General features: G+C 71.0%; 17 protein-coding genes. 9 read left to right on the forward strand and 8 right to left on the reverse strand.

What is annotated here, in order from left to right:
* Positions 1–29: 29 nt before the first annotated feature.
* Complete coding sequence (locus tag ACYVHU_RS04255) at positions 30–953, reverse strand: metallophosphoesterase (RefSeq protein ID WP_498947574.1); 924 nt, start codon at positions 951–953, stop codon at positions 30–32.
* A 189-nt stretch (positions 954–1,142) separates the two neighbouring features.
* Here ACYVHU_RS04255 and ACYVHU_RS04260 point away from each other — a divergent pair, with 189 nt between their 5' ends.
* Positions 1,143–1,598, forward strand: coding sequence for a GatB/YqeY domain-containing protein (locus ACYVHU_RS04260; RefSeq protein ID WP_078763578.1), 456 nt, complete (start codon positions 1,143–1,145; stop codon positions 1,596–1,598).
* A 61-nt stretch (positions 1,599–1,659) separates the two neighbouring features.
* Here ACYVHU_RS04260 and ACYVHU_RS04265 read toward each other — a convergent pair whose 3' ends face one another.
* From ACYVHU_RS04265 to bagA, 3 genes are all read right to left on the reverse strand, one after another.
* On the reverse strand, positions 1,660–4,035 hold the full coding sequence (locus ACYVHU_RS04265; RefSeq protein ID WP_498947830.1) for a transglycosylase domain-containing protein: 2,376 nt from the start codon (positions 4,033–4,035) through the stop codon (positions 1,660–1,662).
* Between the two features lie 185 nt (positions 4,036–4,220).
* The gene (bagB, locus tag ACYVHU_RS04270) at positions 4,221–5,378 is read right to left on the reverse strand and encodes an ATPase BagB (protein ID WP_078763576.1); all 1,158 of its coding nucleotides are present in this window, start codon (positions 5,376–5,378) and stop codon (positions 4,221–4,223) included.
* Between the two features lie 28 nt (positions 5,379–5,406).
* Entirely contained in the window at positions 5,407–6,438 is a 1,032-nt protein-coding gene (bagA, locus tag ACYVHU_RS04275) for an ATPase BagA (RefSeq protein WP_078763575.1), read from the reverse strand.
* 130 nt (positions 6,439–6,568) lie between these two features.
* Between bagA and sp36 the strand changes: the two genes are divergently transcribed.
* The 4 genes from sp36 (at position 6,569) to ACYVHU_RS04295 (ending at position 9,075) form a co-directional block, all read left to right on the forward strand.
* A complete protein-coding gene (sp36, locus tag ACYVHU_RS04280) occupies positions 6,569–6,742 on the forward strand; it encodes a Sp36 family protein (protein WP_078763574.1) in 174 nt (57 codons plus the stop codon).
* Complete coding sequence (locus ACYVHU_RS04285) at positions 6,742–7,203, forward strand: RidA family protein (protein ID WP_078763573.1); 462 nt, start codon at positions 6,742–6,744, stop codon at positions 7,201–7,203. Before sp36 ends, ACYVHU_RS04285 begins: the two co-directional genes overlap by 1 nt.
* A gap of 154 nt (positions 7,204–7,357) precedes the next feature.
* On the forward strand, positions 7,358–8,098 hold the full coding sequence (locus tag ACYVHU_RS04290) for an NUDIX hydrolase (RefSeq protein WP_078763572.1): 741 nt from the start codon (positions 7,358–7,360) through the stop codon (positions 8,096–8,098).
* Positions 8,099–8,265: 167 nt separating this feature from the next.
* Positions 8,266–9,075 carry an MBL fold metallo-hydrolase gene (locus tag ACYVHU_RS04295; RefSeq protein ID WP_078763571.1) on the forward strand — a complete coding sequence of 270 codons (810 nt, stop codon included), beginning with the start codon at positions 8,266–8,268 and terminating at the stop codon, positions 9,073–9,075.
* 69 nt (positions 9,076–9,144) lie between these two features.
* On the opposite strand, the gene ACYVHU_RS04300 is transcribed toward ACYVHU_RS04295, so the two are convergent.
* On the reverse strand, positions 9,145–9,828 hold the full coding sequence (locus tag ACYVHU_RS04300; RefSeq protein ID WP_078763570.1) for a Crp/Fnr family transcriptional regulator: 684 nt from the start codon (positions 9,826–9,828) through the stop codon (positions 9,145–9,147).
* Between the two features lie 346 nt (positions 9,829–10,174).
* Between ACYVHU_RS04300 and nth the strand changes: the two genes are divergently transcribed.
* The 3 genes from nth to ACYVHU_RS04315 all read left to right on the forward strand — a co-directional run bounded on the left by nth (position 10,175) and on the right by ACYVHU_RS04315 (position 12,715).
* Positions 10,175–10,852 carry an endonuclease III gene (nth, locus tag ACYVHU_RS04305; RefSeq protein ID WP_235001149.1) on the forward strand — a complete coding sequence of 226 codons (678 nt, stop codon included), beginning with the start codon at positions 10,175–10,177 and terminating at the stop codon, positions 10,850–10,852.
* Between the two features lie 62 nt (positions 10,853–10,914).
* Complete coding sequence (locus ACYVHU_RS04310; RefSeq protein ID WP_078763653.1) at positions 10,915–11,520, forward strand: NUDIX hydrolase; 606 nt, start codon at positions 10,915–10,917, stop codon at positions 11,518–11,520.
* A 16-nt stretch (positions 11,521–11,536) separates the two neighbouring features.
* Positions 11,537–12,715: a MarP family serine protease gene (locus ACYVHU_RS04315; RefSeq protein ID WP_078763652.1), complete on the forward strand. Its 1,179-nt coding sequence runs from the start codon at positions 11,537–11,539 to the stop codon at positions 12,713–12,715.
* A gap of 344 nt (positions 12,716–13,059) precedes the next feature.
* Here ACYVHU_RS04315 and ACYVHU_RS04320 read toward each other — a convergent pair whose 3' ends face one another.
* Entirely contained in the window at positions 13,060–13,629 is a 570-nt protein-coding gene (locus ACYVHU_RS04320) for an ATP-binding protein (RefSeq protein WP_078763568.1), read from the reverse strand.
* A gap of 19 nt (positions 13,630–13,648) precedes the next feature.
* Positions 13,649–13,996, reverse strand: a complete 348-nt coding sequence (locus tag ACYVHU_RS04325; protein ID WP_078763567.1) for an STAS domain-containing protein — start codon at positions 13,994–13,996, stop codon at positions 13,649–13,651.
* 277 nt (positions 13,997–14,273) lie between these two features.
* Between ACYVHU_RS04325 and ACYVHU_RS04330 the strand changes: the two genes are divergently transcribed.
* On the forward strand, positions 14,274–16,499 hold the full coding sequence (locus ACYVHU_RS04330; RefSeq protein WP_498947579.1) for a DEAD/DEAH box helicase: 2,226 nt from the start codon (positions 14,274–14,276) through the stop codon (positions 16,497–16,499).
* Positions 16,500–17,487: 988 nt separating this feature from the next.
* On the opposite strand, the gene ACYVHU_RS04335 is transcribed toward ACYVHU_RS04330, so the two are convergent.
* Positions 17,488–17,619: a hypothetical protein gene (locus tag ACYVHU_RS04335; protein ID WP_268805620.1), complete on the reverse strand. Its 132-nt coding sequence runs from the start codon at positions 17,617–17,619 to the stop codon at positions 17,488–17,490.
* Between the last annotated feature and the right edge of the window lie 186 nt (positions 17,620–17,805).

The raw sequence follows: 17,805 nt of genomic DNA on the forward strand, positions 1-17,805 counted from the left end.
CTCGCACATCGGAGGAGACGCGGGGTGGGTCAGGCGCGGGGAACCAGGTCGAGCAGGGACGCCTCGGGACGGCAACAGAAGCGGACCGGCGCGTAGGGCGAGGTTCCCAGACCGCCCGACACGTGCAGCCAGGACGCGCCGTTGCGGCTCAGTCCCCAGGCGCGGCGGCGGTCGATCCCGCAGTTGGTGACCAGCGTCCCATAGAACGGCAGGCACAGCTGGCCGCCGTGGGTGTGGCCGGCCAGCAGGAGCTGGTAGCCGTCGTCGGTGAAGCGGTCCAGGTTCGCCGGCTCCGGCGAGTGCATCACCCCCAGCCGCACGTCGGCCGCCGGATCGGCCGGTCCGGCGACGGCGTCGTAGCGGTCCAGCTTGATGTGGGAGTCGTGGATCCCGGCCAACGCCACGTCCAGGCCACCGGCCTTCAGATGCCCCTTGTGGTTGTTCAGGTCCAGCCAGCCCGACGCGCCCATCGCTGCCCCCAGCACCCGCCACGGCAGGTCCGGGACCTTGCGCTTGCGGTAGTCGGCCTTGCTGCTGCGCCACAGGTAGCGGGCCGGGTTCTTCGGCTGCGGCGAGAACAGGTCGTTGGAGCCGTACACGAACGCCCCCGGCCGTTCCAGCAGCGGTCCCAGCGCGTCGATGAACGGGCCGACCGCGTCCGGGTGCGCCAGCGAGTCGCCGGTGTTGACGACGAGGTCCGGCTCGTGGGCGTCCAGCCCGCGGATCCAGTCGATCAGCATCCGGCGCCCCGGCGTGAGATGGGCGTCGGACAGGTGGAGCACGCGCAGGCGCGGGCTGCCGGGAGCCAGCAGCGGGATCTCATAGCGCCGCAGCCGGAACCAGTTCCGTTCGATCACCGAGGCGTAGGCCACCCCCGCCACCCCGATGGCGCCGGTGATCGCGGCCGTCCGGCCCGCCACCCGCAGCGCCCTGCCCACCCTGCTCGCCGTCATGTGCAACCTCCGCATCGATGCTGTCGGAAAGGACCGGAGCCCTGCTGCCGTCCGGTCCACCGGGGACCCGAGCCGCGTCGGGCCGGAAAAGCCCATGCCCCTTCCAGCGGGCAGTGGGAGAATCCCACCGTCGCCCGCTGTCGCGCCGCGGCGGCGGGAAAGAAACGGGAAAACGTCACGAGGAGCCTCATGTCCGGGTTGAAAGCCACGCTCAAGTCCGACCTCACCGCCGCGATGAAGGCACGTGACGAGGTGCGGACCCGGACCCTGCGCATGGTCTTGACCGCCGTCTCCAACGAGGAGGTCGCCGGCGAGTCCGCCCGCGAGCTCAGCGACGACGAGATCGTCAAGGTCATCACGCGCGAGGCGAAGAAGCGCCGCGAGGCCGCCGAGGCCTTCGACAAGGGAGGACGTCCCGAGAAGGCCGCCGACGAGCGTGCCGAGGGCGAGGTTCTCGCCGGGTACCTCCCGGCCCAGCTCACCGACGCCGAGCTGGCCGAGGTCGTCGCCGCGGCGATCGCCGAGACCGGGGTCGGTGACGTCAAGGGTATGGGCAAGGTCATGAAGGTGGTCAACCCGAAGATCGCCGGCCGGGCCGAGGGGGGCCGCGTGGCCGCCGAGGTCAAGAGGCAGCTCGGCGCCTAGAAACGCGGCCGGCCGGTGCGGGGCGCCCGCACCGGCCGGAGTCCGTGCCGGGGAACGAGGGCTAATCCTCGCTCCGGCCCGGGGCGAACATCGCCGGGACCACGCCGGGGGCGGCCCCGGCGCCGGGCGCGGCGGCGCCGCCCCCTTCACCGTTGCTGATGAAGACGTTCACCGTCGCCCCCGACGGCAGCGCCGTTCCGGCGTTGGGGTTGACGGCCGCCACGGTGCCCTCGGGCTGGCCGGAGCGGATCGGGTTGGGCGAGACGTTGACCGTGTACCCGGCCGCCTCCAGGGCGCTCACCGCCGCGTCACGCCCCTGTCCCACCACATCGGGAACCCCCGTGGTGGTGGAGGTCGGCGTCGCCTGGGCGTTGTCCTCGGGGTCGTTACGGGGCTCCGAGGTGGAACCGTACCGTCCCGGGGCGCTGGAGAAGCCCTCCTCGGGGAGCTTCTGGACCGCCTCGCGCATCGTGTCGCGCCAGATCGGCCCGGGGATCGTCGCGCCGTAGACCACGCCGTAGTAGGTCCCGCCCAGCGTGATGTTGCGCAGCGGGTACTGCTGCGGCCCGCGAGGGTCGCCGACGAACACGGCGCTGGCCAGGTTCGGGGTGTATCCGGCCAGCCACGCGCTCGCCGACCCGTCGGTGGTGCCGGTCTTGGCCGCGGCGGGACGACCGATCTCCAGACCGCTGGTCGTGCCCCCCTTGAACGTCTGCTGCAGCAGGTAGCTGACCCCGTCGGCGACCTCCTCGGAGATCCGCCGCTCGCACTCGTTGTCCATCTCGATCGTCTTGCCGGACTGACGGTCCTCGATCTTGGTGATGGCCTGCGGGGCGCAGTAGACGCCGCCGGAGGCGAAGGTGGCGTAGGCGTTGGCCACGGTCATCGGCGACACCTCCTCGCTTCCGAGGGTGAAGGAGTTGTTCCCCTGGGTCCGCGGGTTGTCGAACGACTCACCGTCGGCGCGGTGCACGCCCAGCTTCTCGGCCATCTTGATGACGTCGCACAGGCCGACACGCTTCTGCAGCTGCGCGAAGTAGGTGTTCACCGACCCCTTGGTGCCCGACACCATGTTGTGCGTTCCGGCGTTGCTCTCGCCGGAGTTGCGCACCGGCCACGGGGCGAGGGTCTGCCCGTCGCAGTTGGTCTGCCCGGTGACGGTCATCTCGGTGGGGGAGCTGAAGGAGGTGCCGAAGCCCATCCCCTCCTCCAACGCCGCGGCCAGGGTGATCGCCTTGAAGGTGGAACCGGCCTGGAAGCCCGTGCTGCCGCCCCGGTTGGCGTCGGTCGCGAAGTTGATCGAGGTCTCGCCGAGGTTGGCCTCGTCCGGACCGTAGTTGCGGCTCTGCACCATGGCGCGGATCTCGCCGCTGCCCGGCTCGATCAGCACCTGGGCGGCGACCTTGCGCGACTCGTTCTTGCGCGGCACGTACTTGTCGACCGCCTCCTGGGCGGCCTGCTGCATGTCCGGGTCGAGCGTGGTGTAGATCTTCAGCCCGGCGGTGCGCAGCCAGCGGGCGCGGTCGGTCTCGGTCTCGCCGAACTGTTCGTTCTTCTCGATCTCCTGGACGATGTAGTCGCAGAAGAACGGCTGGTCGCTGGGCATGCAGCCGTTACTGGGAGAGGTGATGTCGAGTTCGAGTTCCTTGGCCTTGGCCTCGGCGGCCTGCTCCTGGGTGATCACCCCGGTGTCGACCATCCGGTCGAGGACCACGTTGCGCCGGTCCAGCGCGTCGTCGGGGTTGAGCCGGGGGTTGTACAGGTAGGGGTAGCGGACCAGGCCGGCCAGTGTCGCGGCCTGCTCCAGGTTCAGGTCCTTGGCGCTGACGTTGAAGAAGTGCTGCGCGGCGGATTCGGCCCCGTAGGCGCCGTCGCCGAAGTAGGCGATGTTGAGGTAGCCCTCGAGGATCTCCTCCTTGGACATCCGCTGTTCCAGGGCGACCGCGTAGCGCAGCTCGCGGACCTTACGGGCGAGGGTGGTCTCGCGCGCCTCCTCCTGTTCGGCCTGCGAGGTCGCGCTCTCGATCAGCACGTTCTTGACGTACTGCTGGGTCAGCGACGATCCGCCCTGGGTGTTGCCGCTGATCGTGCGCAGGGCCGCGCGGAAGGTGCCGGCGATGTCGATGCCGCCGTGCTCGTAGAAGCGGCTGTCCTCGATCGAGATGATCGCGTCCTGCATGACGGGAGCGATGTCGTCGAGCTCGACCAGTTCACGGTTCTGGTCGTAGATCTCGGCGATCACCCCGCCCTCGATGTCGTAGATGACCGACCGTTGTGGGGGAGGCGGTGTCTCCAGCTCTCCCGGCATGTTGAGGAAACCGGTCGCGACGTTGCGAGCGGTGATGCCGACACCGCCGAGTGCCGGCAAGGCGAGCGCGGCGACGAGCACACCGGCGACGACGCCGACGCCGACCAGCTGACTGATTTTCTGCAGCAATGTCCCCTGTCCCACCCATCCAGACTACGTGTGGCCCGCAACGAACTGAGCGGTGAAGAGAAGCGGGAGGCCCCCGTTTTCGGCCCCGCCATAAATAGGAAACCCACACATATCTTTCCATGATCACGAAGCGCTTCGGAGGCTTCCCGGGAAGCGGCGACGCGCCCATCGACCCGGCCGCGATGTCATGGCCGGTCCGCGCCGTCGGCCAGCGCGCGCCCGATCACGCGCAACCCGTCGAGGTCGTTCACGTCCTCGGGCTGGGCCGGGACCTCGGCCAGCGCGACCTCCGGATGGACCGAGGTGAAACGGGCGCGCAACCGGGACTCGGCGTCGCGTACACGTGCGCTCTCGGCGTGCAACCGTAGCGCGGCGGCGGCGAGCGGATGCTCCCCGTGCTCGTCCAGGGCCTCGGCCGCGGCCAGACTACGGACGGACGACAACTGGGGCACCCCGGTGGAGTGCACACGGTTCAGGACCAGTCCGGCCAACGGCATCCGGTCGCCCCTGAGCCGCTCCACGAAGTAGGACGCCTCGCGGAGCGCGTCCCCTTCGGGGATCGCCACCACGACGAAGGCGGTGCCGGGGGCCTGCAACAGGCGGTAGGTGCGCTCGGCCCGCTCCTGGAAGCCGCCGAAGACCGCGTCGAAGGCGGACACGAACCGTTGCACGTCGGTCAGCAGCTGGGTGCCCACCACCTTGCCGACGATGCCCGTGACCATCCCGAAGCCCGCGCCGAGCAGGCGCAGCGCCCGGCCCCCGCCCTTCGCGGGGGCCGACAGGAAGCGGATGAGCCGACCGTCGAGGAAACGGCCCAACCGTTTCGGGGCGTCGAGGAAATCCAGCGCCGACCTGCTCGGGGGCGTGTCCACGACGATCAGATCCCACTCGCCCGATTCGCGGAGCTGGCCCAGTTTCTCCATGGCCATGTACTCCTGGGTGCCGGAGAAGCCGGAGGAGAGCGACTGGTAGAAGGGGTTGGCGAGGATCTGCTCCGCTCGGCCGGGGTCGGCATGGGCCTCGACGACCTCGTCGAACGTGCGCTTCATGTCCAGCATCATCGCGTGCAGCGACCCACCGTCCTCCCGGGATCCGGGGTCGCGCAGCGGCACCGGCCGCGGTGTGTTGTCCAGCTCGGACAGGCCCAGCGCCTGAGCCAGGCGGCGGGCCGGATCGACCGTGATGACCACGGCGTGCCGCCCGCGTTCGGCGGCCCGCAGGGCCAGCGCGGCGGCCGTCGTCGTCTTGCCCACGCCGCCCGAACCGCAGCACACGATGATCCGGGTGGCGGGATCGTCCAGAAGAACGTCGATGTCCAGGCGGGGCGGTCCGGTTGGGTTCATCTTGGTCTCCTTCTCCCGAGCCGGTCGTTCACGCGGCACCCTGGTCGCGCAGCGTCTCGGCCAGCCGGTACAGCCCGGCCAGGTCCACACCGTCGGTGAGCAGGGGGAGCTCGTAACGGGGACGGCCGGCGGAGGCCAGCCGGTCGCGCACGTCCGACTCCAGCCGGACCCGCAGCGCGTGGCCGACGAGCTCGTCGGCCAGCCCGCGCGCGATCTCCTCGGGGTGCTCCAGTCCGGCGGCCTTCACCCCCTGGACGAGCGCGGCGGTGTCGGTCTCGCCCAGGGCGGCTCTGGCCAGGGTGTCGGGGTCCAACAGGGGAGGCCGGACCATGTTGACGAGGACACCGCCGACGTTCAGCCCCGCCCCGGCCACCTCGGCGATACCGTCGAGGCACTCCTGGGCGGGCATCTCCTCGAGGAGGGTCGCGAAGTGCACGACCGTCTCGGCGGAGCGGATGACCTCCATGACCCGGTCGGCGTGGTTGCGGATGGGGCCGGACCTGGCCAGGCCCGCCACCTCGGCGTTGACGTTGAGGAACTGGGCGATGCGCCCCGTGGGAGGGGCGTCCATCACCACGGCGTCGTAGACGAACGGGGCGGGCGCGTCCGTACCCGGCGCGTCGCGTCGGGCCCGGTCGCGCCGGACCCGGCGGCGGACCGCCTCGGTGGCCTTGCCGGTGAGAAGGACGTCGCGTACGCCCGGGGCGATGGTCGTCGCGAAGTCGATGACCCCGAAACGGGTGAGCACCTCGCCGGCCCGCCGCAGGCCGTAGAACATCTCCAGGTACTCCAGCAGGGCCGCCTCGGGGTCGACGGCCAGCGCGTGGACCTCGCCGCCGCGCGGGGCGACCGCGACGCGCCGCTCCTCGTAGGGCAGGGGCGGGCAGTCGAACAGCTGCGCGACGCCCTGCCGGCCCTCGACCTCGACCAACAGCACCCTGCGCCCCCCGGACGCCAGGGCCAGGGCGAGCGAGGCGGCAAGGGTGGTCTTGCCCGTGCCACCCTTGCCGGTGACGACGTGCAGGCGGACACCGTCCCAATCACGTTCGCGTGCGCTCACCCCAGGAAGTCTATGGTCGCCCTCCGAACCGGGGCCGTTCGTCCACAGGACGATGTGAGACGGCGCCGATTCCGGCGGTGCGGGCGGGCTCACCGGTCATCGGAGGCGCGTCATGAGTAAGGTGTCGCTCATGACGAAGTGGGAGTACGCGACCGTGCCGCTGTTGTCGCACGCGACGAAGCAGATCCTGGACAACTGGGGAGAGGACGGCTGGGAGCTGGTCTCGGTCATCCCGGGACCCTCCGTCGACGGCGATCCGCGCAACCAGCAGCTGGTCGCCTACATGAAGAGGGAAAAGGCGTAGTGGCGACCCCCGAGGAGCGCATCGCCGAACTGGGGCTGGAGCTCCCGGAGGTGGCCCGTCCCGTCGCCGCCTACGTGCCGGCCGTGCGCAGCGGCGACCACGTCCACACCTCCGGACAGCTGCCCTTCGAGGGCGGTCGGCTCGCCGCCACCGGCAAGGTCGGTGCCGAGGTCGATCCCGACCAGGCCAAAGGGCTCGCCGCGTTGTGCGCGCTCAACGCCATCGCCGCGGTCAAGGCCGAGGTCGGGGAGCTGTCGCGGATCCGGCGCGTGGTCAAGGTCGTCGGCTTCGTCGCCAGCGACCCGGCCTTCACCGGTCAGCCCCAGGTGATCAACGGCGCCAGCGAGCTGCTCGGCGAGGTGTTCGGCGACCTCGGCGCGCACGCCCGTAGCGCGGTCGGCGTGGCGGTCCTGCCGCTGGACGCGCCGGTCGAGGTCGAGATGACCGTCGAGGTCGACTAAAGGCGGGGGCCGCCGTGCCCCGGGGAGGACGACCATGGCAGACCAGCACCGTCCGACGCGCCCAGCACGTCCGTCCGCGGCCCTGGGAGCCCAGGGCCGCGGCACGCCCGCCAGGGGCGCGCGCCCCGTCGAGCCCCGTCCCGCCGCCACGGTGATGCTGGTGCGCGAGGGCGGGGACCCTCCGGACCTGGAGGTCTACCTCCTGCGCCGGGTCTCCTCCATGCCCTTCGCGCCCGGCGCCTACGTGTTCCCCGGCGGTTCCGTGGATCCGCGCGACGCCGACGCCGAGATCGCCTGGTCCGGACCTCCCGCGGGCGAGTGGGCCCGCAGGCTGGGCGCCGACGAGCCCCTCGCCCGGGCCCTGGTGTGCGCGGCGGTACGCGAGACCTTCGAGGAGTCGGGTGTGCTCCTCGCCGGGTCCTCCTCCCACGAGGTCGTCGCGGACACCCGGGGCGACGACTGGGAGGAGGACCGCCGCGCGCTCATCGATCGAACGCTCTCCTTCGCCGACTTTCTGCGCCGGCGTCGCCTGGTGCTGCGCTCGGACCTGCTCCGGCCGTGGGCGCAGTGGATCACCCCCGAGGCCGAACCGCGGCGCTATGACACCCGCTTCTTCGCGGCCCTGCTCCCCGAGGGACAGCAGACCCGTGACGTGGGGGGCGAGGCCGACCGTGTCGCCTGGGTGCGCCCACGCGCGGCGGTCGAGGGGTGGCGTCGTGGTGAACTGGCCATGCTGCCGCCGACCGTGATCACGCTCGGGGAGCTCGCCGAGTGCGCCACGGTGTCGGAGGTGCTCGCGGCCGAACGTGTCATCTCCCCCATCATGCCCGAGCTCCGCGAGGTCGACGGCGAGGTGAGGGTGCTGCTACCCGACGGGGACGACCAGCCGGAGTGACCCGGACCCGTCGCGGACGGCCGGAGCGGGGCAGGGCCGTGGACGGGACACCGTTTCAGGGAAGGAACAACGAGCGCGTCGGAGCGCGAGACGACGTGGAGCACACCAGGCGTGCCCCCGTCCTGCGCGGGCGGCATACTCCCCTTGAGCGACGAGTGTGAGGTGCGATGAGGATCGACGGCTCCGGAACCCTGCGCGCAAGCTGCGTACTCTGCCCCAACCCCGGCCCCATGACGCTCGACGGCACCAACACGTGGGTGCTGCGCGAACCCGGCACCCGCGGCGTGGTCGTCGTCGACCCCGGGCCCCACGACGAACGCCACCTGGAGCGGGTCGCCCGCACCGTCCAGGAACAGGGCGCCCAAGTGGCGGTCACCCTGCTCACCCACCGCCACTCCGACCACAGCGCCGGAGCGCCCTACTTCTCCGAACTGACCGGTGCGCCCGTGCGTTCCGTCGATCCCGCCCACCGCATCGGCGCCGAGGGGCTCGCCGACGGCGAGGTGATCGACGTCGACGGGCTCGAACTCCGGGTGATCGCCACGCCGGGCCACACCGCCGACTCGGTGTCGTTCCACCTGCCGGCCGACGACGTCGTGCTGACCGGGGACACCGTCCTGGGCCGCGGCACGACCGTGCTCGCCGAGGACGGGGACCTGGGCGCCTACATGGACTCGCTGACGCGGCTGCGCTCCCTTGTGGCCGCCGAGGGGATCCGCGCGCTGCTGCCGGCGCACGGGCCCATCTGCACCGAACCCCTGGCCTGGATCGACTCCTACATCGGCCATCGCGAGGAACGCCTGGCGCAGATCACCGACGCCGTGGAGGCGGGAGCCGCCACCAGCGACGAGATCGTGGCACGTGTCTACGCCGGGATCGACCCCGACGTCCTGCCCGCGGCCCGGGCCTCGGTTCGGGCGCAACTGCGCTACCTCGCCAAAAGAGGCGACGTCCCCGTGGAGCTCGCCACCGAGTGACCCCGCAAACGCGACAAGCCCGGCACATGCCGGGCTTGTCGTCCGTTGTACGGCCAGGGCGGCGCGGGCCTAACGCGCGCGGCGGCGCATCCGCTCGATGTCGAGCAGCACGACGGCCTTGGCCTCGATGCGCAGCCAGCCACGCAGCGCGAACTCGGCCAGCGCCTTGTTGACGGTCTCGCGGGAGGCGCCGACGAGCTGGGCCAGCTCCTCCTGGGTGAGATCGTGGTGGACGTGCAGACCGTCGTCGCCCTCCTTGCCGAAGCGGTCGGCGAGGTCGAGCAGGGCCTTGGCGACCCGGCCGGGAACGTCGGTGAAGACCAGGTCCGACATGGTGTCGTTGGTCCGGCGCAGCCGCGCGGCCAGCGCCTTGAGCAGGTGCACGGCCACTTCGGGCTGCTGGGAGATGAAGGGGCGCAGGTCGTCATGGCCCAGCCCGGCGAGCACGGTGTCGGTGACCGCGACGGCGCTGGCCGTGCGCGGCCGCGGGTCGAACAGGGAGAGCTCACCGAACATCTCGCCCGGCCCGAGCACGCTCAGCAGGTTCTCGCGGCCGTCCACGGCGGTCCGGGTGAGTTTGACCTTTCCGCTGAGGATCACGTAGAGGCGATCGCCCTCGTCCCCCTCGGAGAACAGCGTCTGGCCCCGGCCGAGCCGCACTTCGCTGACCGAGGCGCGCAGCGCCGCGGCTCCATCCTCGTCGAGTGCCTCGAACAAGGGAGCCTTGCTCAGCACCTCGTTGGTCTCGTCCACCACTTCCTCCTTGCAGCCTGACCGTCAACAGTGTGACGTATATCGCACCTGCTGTGAAACCGGGTCGTTACCTCGGCTCGTTGCGCGGGTGACGACCGGCTCCGCCACAGCCGACGTCAGCACTAACGATCTTAGATGCAATAACGCCCTGATGGCGGCTAACCCGGCCGTTGCCCCGACAATGCCGACATAATCTCGCTCACCTCTGGCCGATATCGGACCAGGAGGCGTACACGTCCGTAGGCTGTGGGGCGTGTCTCGTGACAGTTCGACCAACTCCGCAACACCCCGGAGGGCCGGGGGTCCCGGCGACCGCGACACCCCGACGGGCGAGACCAGACTCGCCCTGGTGCGGCGCGCCCGCCGGATCAACCGGGAGCTGACCCTCCTGTACCCCGACGCCCACTGTGAGCTTGATTTCACCGACCCGCTGGAACTGCTGGTCGCCACCATCCTGTCCGCGCAGTGCACCGACAAGCGCGTCAACGCCGTCACCCCGGTCCTGTTCGCCCGCTATCGCACCGCCGCCGACTACGCGGCGGCCGACCGCGAGGAGCTGGAGGAGATCATCCGCTCCACCGGCTTCTTCCGGGCCAAGGCCAACAGCATCATCGGCCTGGGGCAGGAGCTGTGCGCGCGCTACGGGGGCGAGGTCCCCGGACGGCTGCGTGACCTCGTCACCCTCCCCGGGGTCGGGCGCAAGACCGCCAACGTGGTGCTCGGCAACGCGTTCGGGGTCCCCGGCATCACCGTCGACACCCACTTCGGCCGGCTCGTCCGCCGATTCGGCTGGACACGCGAGACCGATCCCGTCAAGGTCGAACACGAGATCGCCGAACTGTTCCCACCGAAGGACTGGACCATGCTGTCCCATCGGGTGATCTGGCACGGCCGCCGGATCTGCCACGCGCGCCGGCCCGCCTGCGGAGCCTGTGCCCTCGCCCACTGGTGCCCGGCCTTCGGCGAGGGGCCCACGGACGAGGCCGCCGCCCGCAAGCTCGTACGGCCGGGGCCGTTCTCGTGACCGCCCGGCCCGAGATCACCGTCCCGGCCTGGCTGAGCTCGCTGGCCGAGGCCGCGCCCCGCATGCCCGTTCCCCGGGGCATGCGCCCGCCCCGCGAGGGCGGACGCCACTCCGCGGTGCTCATCCTCTTCGGCGACGGCCCGGACGGCCCCGACGTCCTGTTGATCCAGCGCAACACAGGGCTGCGTCGCCATTCCGGCCAGCCCGCCTTTCCCGGGGGCTCCCTCGACCCCGACGACGACGGCCCGGTCGCCTGCGCGCTGCGCGAGGCCCAGGAGGAGACCGGACTCGACCCCGCGGGGGTGGACGTCCTCGGCGTTCTGCCCGAGCTCTACATCGCCCACAGCGGGTTCCGGGTCACCCCGGTCCTCGCCTGGTGGCGCGAGCCCAGCGAGGTCCGGCCCGTCGACGTCGGCGAGGTCGCCTCGGTCGCCCGCGTCCCCGTCGCGGAGCTCGCCGACCCTACCAACCGGCTGCTGACCCGTCACCCCGACGGTTCCACGGGACCGGCGTTTCGGGTCAGGGGAATGCTGGTGTGGGGGTTCACAGCGGCGATACTGAACCGGCTGCTCGTCCTGGGCGGCTGGGAGCGGCCGTGGCCTGTCGGGGGAGCGGCCGAGACCGTCGACGCTGTTCCCCCTGTCCCTCCGGGCGGCGGGGTACCGTAACGGGATGGAGGGCGCCGTGCTGGACGCGATCCTCGTCGTGCTCGTCATCGTCTTCGCGCTGTCGGGATACCGCCAGGGGTTCATCGTCGGAGTGCTGAGCTTCGCCGGATTCATCGGTGGCGGGGTGCTCGCCGCGCTCGGCGCGCCGTCGCTGATCCAGCGCCTCGTCGAGGACCCCAGCCAGCAGGCGCTCCTGGCCATCGCCACGGTGTTCGTCGCCGCGGCCACCGGGCAGTTCCTCGCCTCCTACGTCGGGGCCCTCGTCCGCAACCGGGTGACCTGGAACTCCGCGCGGGTACTCGACGCGATGGGCGGCGCGGTCGTCAGCGCGCTGTCGGTCCTGTTCGTGGCCTGGCTCATCGGCAGCGCGGTCGCCAACTCCGCCCTTCCGTTCGTCACCACGCAGGTCCAGAACTCACGGGTCCTGCACACGGTCGACCGGTTCATGCCCGACACCGCCCACACCTGGTTCTCCACGTTCCGCAGGATCGTCGACCAGAGCGCCTTCCCCCAGGTGTTCAGCGGGTTGGGAACGGGCGAACCCGCCGAGGTGGACGCCCCCGACCCCGATGTCCTCAACACCGAAGGGCTGCGCCAGGCCAGCCGTAGCGTCGTCAAGGTCCTCGGCACCGCTCCCTCCTGTCAGCGCCGGGTCGAGGGGACCGGATTCGTCTACGCGCCCGAACGGATCATGACCAACGCGCATGTCGTCGCCGGCGTCGAACAGGAACTGCGTATCGTCACCCGGTCCGGCCAGCAGCTCGCGGCCACGGTCGTGCTCTACGACCCCCAACAGGACATCGCCGTCCTCGACGTTCCCGGGCTGCAGCTGCCGGCCCTGGAGTTCGAGGAGGAGGCGGACAAGGGCGACGACGCGGTCGTCGCCGGATTCCCCCGGGACAGCGGGTTCACCGTCGTCCCGGCGCGCATCAGGGCCGAACAGACCGCTCAGGGACCCGACTTCTACCACTCCCAGCAGGTCAGCCGCGACATCTACCAGATCCGTGCCGTCGTGCGGCCCGGCAACTCCGGCGGACCTCTGCTGTCGCCGCAGGGCACGGTCTACGGCGTGGTGTTCGCCGCGGCCACCAACGAGGAAGAGACCGGATACGTCCTCACCGCGCAGGAGGTCGCCGAGAACGCGGACAGGGGCCGCACCGCCGAGCAGCCCGTGTCGACCCAGCAGTGTGACTGACCGCCCCGTGACCGGCGGCGTGCCCACGGACCGTCCACGTTCCCCGTGCCCGACGGGAGAGGCCGATCGGGGAAGATCCTAGGAGGAGGCGGTCCGCCGGCGCCTGGCCGCGACCGGTGTCCCCGCACGGGAGGCCATGGCCCCAACCCTCGTGGGGTCCACAACACCGAGACGGGAACGTCCCATCGGCCGCTGAGGGCCGTGACATCCGGTGACGGCCCGCTCCGGGTACGTCGACAGATGAGCGCCGCGGAGGCGGTCGCTCCCGGCGCGTCCCGGACCCTTCCACACGACAACGGGCGCCTCCCCGAGGGAAGACGCCCGAAGACCGATACCGTTCCGTGTCAGCCGGTCGATTGCACGGAGTCCCGAGAGACGGGGCCGCCGTGCTCCAACGGCCAGCTCATACGGACCACCGTGCCGTCGTCATGAGGCTCGATGCTCACCTCGTCGGCCAGACCGATGATGACCGCCAGCCCCACGTCCGGGGAGAGGCCGGAGACCCCGCCGGCCGGGGTCGGAACGCCGAGAAAGGCGCTGACACCGTCGGGGACGTGGTAGTCGAGCGGAAAGTCGGCCGTCTCCTTGGCCGGTGCCCGGTCGGAGACGACGACCTCGAAACGGCCAGGGCCGTCACCGTTCCCGCTGCCCCACTCCGGCGCCACCCCACCGGGATGGGAGGACGTGGCGGGGAGGGGACCGGCGCTGTCGATCAGTTCGAGCTGGATCGGCTGGTCGGGGCAGTGCGCGCGGTGGGCCTCCACCGCGCGCGAGCACGCCTCGCCAACCGCCAGACGAACCTCGTCGAGGGCGGATTCCGCGATACCCGCCCGCCGGGCCACAGCGGTCGCCATGAGCCGCGCGGTACGGACGTGGGCGGGCAGCGCACTGATCGTGAGCTGGACGATTGCCATCGCTACGCTCGTTACGCGACTACTTCGACTTACGCTTGTCGATGGCTTCCTGCACCGAACCGTAGATGCCGAACACCTTGGTCAGGCCGGTGATGCGGAAGATCTTCAGGATGCGCTCCTGGGTGCAGACCAGGTCGAGCGTGCCGTCGTGGGCACGAACTCGCTTCAGGCCGCCCACGAGCACGCCGAGACCGGTGGAGTCGAGGAACTCGACCTTCTCCATGTTGACGACCAGGTGGAAGTTCCCTTTGTTCACCAGGTCGATCAGAAGCTCACGCAGCCGAGGCGCGGTATAGACGTCGATCTCACCTTCAACGACGACGATCTCGGTGTCGTCCTCGGTGTGGTGATCAAGCTTCAAGTCCACTAGTCCTCCAGCGCCGAACCGCGATCAAAACCGCGGGTGATCTCTGCCGGGCGTTACCCCACAAGGCGGCATTCAACCACGCCTGGTCGTTTCATCTCCGTGCTACGCACAAGAAAACCACGACCCCGCGCGTGTGTTCCCCCGGGTGCCACACTGAAACCGGTATCCATACATCTGCCGTCCTGTGAGGTGCGGCCTCTGCCGAGGAGGGTGTCGAGTGAACCGGTGGGAGTCGACGCTCCGACGGTTGTGGCGTGACGATACCCGGACCTCGCAGGTGACACATGTGGAACATCTGGCAGGTGGCCATGGAGTAAGGCAAGACTGGCCCGGCTGGACACCACCCTCCCTGCTGGAGCGGCTTACCGAGCTGGGGATCACCGCTCCCTGGTCGCACCAGGTGGACGCGGCCAACCTCGCCCACGCCGGTGACAATGTGATCATAGCCACCGGTACGGCCTCCGGGAAGTCGCTCGCCTTCCTTCTACCGTGCGCCTCCGCCGTCGCCGATGAGGGCAGCGTGCTGTATCTCTCACCGACCAAGGCGTTGGCGGCGGACCAGCAGCGCACGCTCGACGAGCTCGGCCTGCCCTGGCTACGGGCGGCCACCTACGACGGCGATACGCCGGCCGAGCAGCGCGCCTGGATCCGGGCCCACGCCAACTACGTGCTGACCAATCCCGACATGCTCCACCGCGCCATCCTCGGACGGCACAGCGCCTGGTCCCGTTTCCTGCGGCGCCTGCGCTACATCGTGGTCGACGAGTCCCACCGCTACCGGGGGGTCTTCGGTTCGCACGTCGCCCAGATCATGCGGCGACTACGCCGGGTCTGTGCCCACTACCGCAGCGACCCCACCTTCATCCTGGCCTCGGCCACCACGGCCACCCCGCAGGACAGCGCCCGGCGCCTCACCGGGCTGCCCGTTCGCGCGGTCGAGACCGACACCTCCCCGCGCGCCGCGGTCGACTTCGTCCTCGTGGAACCCGAGCTCACCGACCAGGCCGGGGAGAACGGCGCCCCCGTCCGCAGGACCGCCACCGCGGAGACCGCCGACCTGCTCGCCGCCCTGGCGGCCGAGGGCGTGCGCACCCTGGCGTTCGTCCGCTCCCGCCGCGGCGCCGAGCTCGTGGCCATGTCGGCCCGCAGGGCACTAAGCGAGGCGGGCCGCCACGACCTCACCGGCCATGTCGCCGCCTACCGCGCCGGCTATCTCGCCGCCGATCGACGCGCCCTCGAGGAGGAGCTGCGCAGCGGCCGGCTTCTGGGGCTGGCCAGCACCAACGCCTTGGAGCTGGGAGTCGACATCACCGGCCTGGACGCGGTGCTCATGGCCGGGTGGCCGGGAACACTGGCCTCGCTGTGGCAGCAGGCCGGCCGCGCGGGCCGCCGGGGCGGCGAGGCGCTGGCGGTGTTCGTCGCCCGCGACGATCCTCTCGACACCTACCTCGTGCACCATCCCGAAGCGATCTTCGGACGCACGGTGGAGTCCACCGTGCTCGATCCGGACAACCCCTATGTGCTCGGCCCGCACCTGTGCGCCGCCGCCGAGGAGGTTCCCCTCACCACAGAGGACCTCGACATCTTCGGACCGGCCGCGCCCGAGGTCCTGGACGGGCTCGTCCGCGACGGAATGCTGCGCAGACGCCCCCGGGGCTGGTACTGGACGCGCCGCGACCGCGCCTGTGAACTCGCCGACATCCGCGGCGGGGGAGGCAGTCCCGTCCAGATCGTCGACTCCGAGAGCGGACAACTGCTGGGAACGGTGGACGAGGCCGCCGCGCACTCGACCGTCCACGAGGGGGCGGTGTACCTGCACCAGGGGCTCACCTACGTCGTGGAGACACTGGATCTGGAGGAGGGGATCGCACTCGTACGCGAGGCCGACCCGGACTACGGCACCTGGGCCCGGGACGTCACCGAGATCGAGATCCTGTCGACCCTGCGATCCCGACGCTGGGGGACGGCCGCGGTGCACTTCGGCGAGGTGTCGGTGACCCGGCAGGTCGTCTCCTACCTCAAACGCGACCTGCGCACCGGAACAGTGCTGGGGGAACAGCCCCTGGACCTTCCGCGACGGACGCTACGGTCACGGGCCATGTGGTGGACGGTCGAGCAGGACGGGACCGAGCGGCTCCGTGCCGAGGGTGTGGAACTGCGTGGAGCCGCCCACGCCGCCGAACACGCCGCCATCGGGCTGTTGCCGTTGTTCGCCACCTGCGATCGCTGGGACATCGGTGGGGTCTCCACCGCCCTGCACGCCGACACCGGGCTCCTCACCGTGTTCGTCTACGACGGGCACGAGGGCGGCGCCGGGTTCGCCGAGCGCGGTTACGCCGCGGCCCGCGACTGGCTCACCGCCACCCGCGAGGCGATCGCCACCTGTGAATGCCAGGACGGTTGCCCTTCCTGCATCCAGTCGCCCAAGTGCGGCAACGGCAACGAGCCGCTGAGCAAGTCCGGGGCTCTCCGACTCCTCGACGAGGTCCTGTCCGAAGTGTGAGAGAGCCGGCACCGCTTCTGGGAGGGATCCCCCCACCCCCCCACCACCCGCGTGCCGTGGTCACGTTGATGACCGGCCTGCCTTCTCGCCGGAGGGCAGGCCGGCGTGGGCGTTGGGAGGCTCCCGACGCCCTGGACACGGCGATCACGGCGGAGGCGGACCGCGCGTTGCGGTCGGACTACGAAGGCGCCGGCGATGACACGTGTTCCGCGGCGCGTGCCTGGGAGCCGGATGTCGAGGCGGCCGCGGCCGCGGGGATGCGTGATCGTGCTGGTACATGGCGATGGGTCCAGGGGGTTGAGGCGAGCCGGTCGTCGCCGTTGACGGGGATCGACGGTCGGGTCGTTTCACGAGTGGCCGGGAGAGGTGGGATCCGGTTCCCGGTGACCGAACTGGAGGCCTACGGGCTGTTGGGGCGGCGAGGGAGGTCTCCCCTCACCGGGACTGGCTGGTGGATTCGCAGGCCCTACGACTCGACGTTGGGGAGCCGCGCCCGTGCGGTGGAAGCACGGGAGTCGACCCGCTGGAACACCTTCCGGAAGGGGAAGCTCGGCTCGGAGCGGTCGTGGACCGGGTGGAACCCGAAGGGAGAGCCGGCCCGGACGGCGGAGGTGCCACCGTCCGGACCGGGGACACGGAGCGGGCGGCGGCGCGCGAACGCCGAGGGAGCCCGGCGCGACGGTCGCCGAAGATCGGGGGGAGCACGCTTGCGGGAGGGGAACGGGAGCCACGTGGCCGCTGGCCGTGCGCCGGTGTGCTGCCCGGGACCGGGGCCGGCGTGCCGGAGGCAGAAGGTCACGCATCGCCCACCGCCGGCGGCGGGCGGTGCTGTGCGGATCGGTCGCCGTGGCGTCTGACGGGCCGTCGGAGCGCACGGTTCGGTCCGTGGACGAGGGAGCAAAAGGGCGGGCACCCGGCGCACCGTCGATGGTGGTGTGGAGCACGAGGGGAAGGAGCGGGGACGTGCACGGTGGGCCTCTCAGAGCGGTCAACGGTCGATTCGGCGCCGGCCTCGGTACCTCGGGGGGAAGCGTGGCCATCCCACGCTGAGCCGCAGGGCGAGGGTGAGCACGGCGATGAGCATCAGCAGCAGGGTGGACACCGATCCCACCAGGTGCATGCCCCGGTCAAGGGGGGAGCGTGGTGGAAGGCGGCCGTACTCGACCGCGAGGCTGGAGCCGGTGGTCGTGGAACCGGTGGGAGAGGCGCGGACGGAGTGTTCCCGAGGGCGGGCCGAGGTTCCGGGCGAGGGGTTGGGGACAGGGCGCGGGTCCTGTCCGGCCCTCGCGGGTGGTGGCGTGGGGGT

It is taken from the genome of Marinactinospora endophytica (assembly GCF_054780875.1).

Coding starts and splice junctions, on each gene's coding strand:
- ACYVHU_RS04255 (WP_498947574.1), bottom strand. CDS start 953: ATGACGGCGAGCAGGGTGGGCAGGGCGCTGCGGGTGGCGGGCCGGACG.
- ACYVHU_RS04260 (WP_078763578.1), top strand. CDS start 1,143: ATGTCCGGGTTGAAAGCCACGCTCAAGTCCGACCTCACCGCCGCGATG.
- bagB (WP_078763576.1), bottom strand. CDS start 5,378: ATGAACCCAACCGGACCGCCCCGCCTGGACATCGACGTTCTTCTGGAC.
- sp36 (WP_078763574.1), top strand. CDS start 6,569: ATGACGAAGTGGGAGTACGCGACCGTGCCGCTGTTGTCGCACGCGACG.
- ACYVHU_RS04290 (WP_078763572.1), top strand. CDS start 7,358: ATGCTGGTGCGCGAGGGCGGGGACCCTCCGGACCTGGAGGTCTACCTC.
- ACYVHU_RS04295 (WP_078763571.1), top strand. CDS start 8,266: ATGAGGATCGACGGCTCCGGAACCCTGCGCGCAAGCTGCGTACTCTGC.
- ACYVHU_RS04310 (WP_078763653.1), top strand. CDS start 10,915: ATGCCCGTTCCCCGGGGCATGCGCCCGCCCCGCGAGGGCGGACGCCAC.
- ACYVHU_RS04320 (WP_078763568.1), bottom strand. CDS start 13,629: ATGGCAATCGTCCAGCTCACGATCAGTGCGCTGCCCGCCCACGTCCGT.
- ACYVHU_RS04335 (WP_268805620.1), bottom strand. CDS start 17,619: ATGCACCTGGTGGGATCGGTGTCCACCCTGCTGCTGATGCTCATCGCC.